Here is a 1,970-nt window from a genome sequence, read left to right as displayed (position 1 = left end):
CGGAATCATCAATGTCCCAAAAAGAATGGGCTGAAAAGCATTCTTTCGGCACGACGCAATATAACAATTGGGAAAAAGGGACCCGCAGAATAACGGTCGATGAAGCTGAGCGTCTCTGTGTACTCTACGGCTTAACACTAGACTTCATATACCGCGGCAATCTCTCAGGCATCTCGGAAAAAATTAAAAACTCTCTTTGAGAACAGCGGCCCATATATTTGACGACATGATCCAACGGAACATCTAGCAAATCAGAAATTTCAATCATTCGGTAATCCCCCCATTTTTAATGGGGTCCAGCCATAGAATTCATGCGGCTGTTTTCAATTTCATTGCGGGAGTTATGCCGCCGATGCCCATGTTGGGCCGCTCGTTGTTGTAAGTCCAGAGCCATTCAGTCGCCTGGTCTTGTGCCTCCTCAATCGTTTCGAAGATGTATTGTCCCAGCCATTCGCCGCGAACGGTGCGATTATAGCGTTCGATATAGGCGTTTTGCTGAGGCTTGCCTGGCTGGATGTATTCGAGCCGCACATTGTGTTTTTCAGCCCATTCCATAAGCTTTCCACTCACATATTCTGGGCCGTTGTCGACCCGAATTGCCTGAGGTTGTCCGCGCCATTCGATGATCTGGTTTAAGCTTCTGACAACTCTCTCTGCGGGCAGTGAGAAGTCCACTTCAATACATAAGCCTTCACGATTAAAGTCATCCAACACGTTCAATGTCCTGATCGAACGCCCATCTGCGAGCTGATCAGCCATGAAATCCATCGACCATGTCTCATTGGGCCTGTCAGGCACAGCCAATGGCTCGGGTTTATCCCGCTTCAGCCGTTTCTTGGGTTTGATCCGCAAGTTCAACTCCAACTCGCAATAGATCCGGTAGACCCGTTTGTGGTTCCAGCCATAGCCTTGCACGTTGCGCAAATACAGAAAGCACAGGCCAAAGCCCCAGTTGCGTTTATTGGCTGTCAAACGCTCCAGCCAGTCCGCGATCTCTTCGTTCTCGTCGTTCAGCACAGGGCTGTAACGATAGCAGGTCTCGCTGATCTCGAACGCACGGCACGCCAATGCGATACTGACGCCGCGCCTTACGACTGCATTCATGGCCATCTCTCGCCTTTGAGACGGCCTTAGCGCTTTTTTCCAAGCGCTTCCTTCAGTAAGTCGTTTTGCATGCTCATTTCGGCATACATGCGCTTCAGGCGGCGGTTCTCCTCCGCCATATCCTTCATCTCTGAAATCAATGACGCATCCATGCCGCCGAACTTCGCCCGCCATTTATAAAAACTTGCGCTGCTCATTCCATGCTCTCGGCAAAGCTCAGAAACCGGAACACCGCCCTCCGCCTGCTTCAACACCGCCATGATCTGCGCGTCGCTGTATCGTCCATTCTTCATCGTAAATCTCCTCAGATATCTTGCCGAGAAAATTCTATTTTTGAACACCACTAATTTTAGGGGGGATTACCGTATCAACCTAGCATGAAGGACCGCATCGCAGATGCTGGAACGCGAGAAGCAGTCCCTGGAAAGCCTCCTTGAGCAAAGCCCTGAGCCTCCGACCCTTCGCTTGCATCCGAGCCTGTCACAGGCTTACCTGCGTAAGATCCGCAATCTGTCGTCTGCGCTGCAAGACCCTGCACTCAAGACAGAGGCGACCGAAGCGCTGCGGGGGCTGGTTTCAGCGATACGGATGCTGCCCGATGAGACCGCACCAAACGGGCATCGCATTGAACTCGAAGGAGAATTGGCGGGCATTCTGGCATTGGAGGACGCAAGAACGACAAAACCCGCAACGCGTGCGGGTTTGGGGTCGATTACGATGGTTGCGTTCGTGGTGATTTGCCCCTACGACCCGGACGCATGTTTACATGCGGAAGCACTGCAAGATTTTTTGCAGTGTTCAGTAGTCGGTCGGAGTAAGTAGAGATATTGGTTGCGGGAGTAGGATTTGAACCTACGACCCCGAGT

3 protein-coding genes are annotated in these 1,970 nt (G+C 51.6%); 2 read left to right on the top strand and 1 reads right to left on the bottom strand.

What is annotated here, in order from left to right; translation table 11 throughout:
• A partial coding sequence (locus KO499_RS03055) for a helix-turn-helix domain-containing protein (protein WP_215982256.1) occupies nt 1-200 on the top strand: 200 nt, incomplete at its 5' end.
• 109 nt (nt 201-309) lie between these two features.
• Here the strand turns inward: KO499_RS03055 and KO499_RS03050 are convergent.
• Nucleotides 310-1,397 (bottom strand): IS3 family transposase gene (locus tag KO499_RS03050; protein WP_215982255.1). Its coding sequence is split into 2 segments (ribosomal slippage): nt 310-1,136 and nt 1,136-1,397, totalling 1,089 coding nucleotides; the frame shifts between segments, so codons are not numbered across the junction.
• Between the two features lie 103 nt (nt 1,398-1,500).
• On the opposite strand from KO499_RS03050, the gene KO499_RS03045 reads away from it, so the two are divergent.
• Complete coding sequence (locus tag KO499_RS03045; RefSeq protein WP_215982254.1) at nt 1,501-1,926, top strand: hypothetical protein; 426 nt, start codon at nt 1,501-1,503, stop codon at nt 1,924-1,926.
• Nucleotides 1,927-1,970 lie beyond the last annotated feature (44 nt).

This window comes from Marinobacter sp. F3R08 (genome assembly GCF_018860425.1).
Classification (GTDB): domain Bacteria; phylum Pseudomonadota; class Gammaproteobacteria; order Pseudomonadales; family Oleiphilaceae; genus Marinobacter.
Note: the sequence above shows the minus strand (reverse complement) of the source record. Positions and strands in the feature narration are given on the sequence as shown.

Bases quoted from the DNA above. Each gene is read 5' to 3' on its own strand.
- KO499_RS03045 (WP_215982254.1), top strand. From the start codon at position 1,501: ATGCTGGAACGCGAGAAGCAGTCCCTGGAAAGCCTCCTTGAGCAAAGC.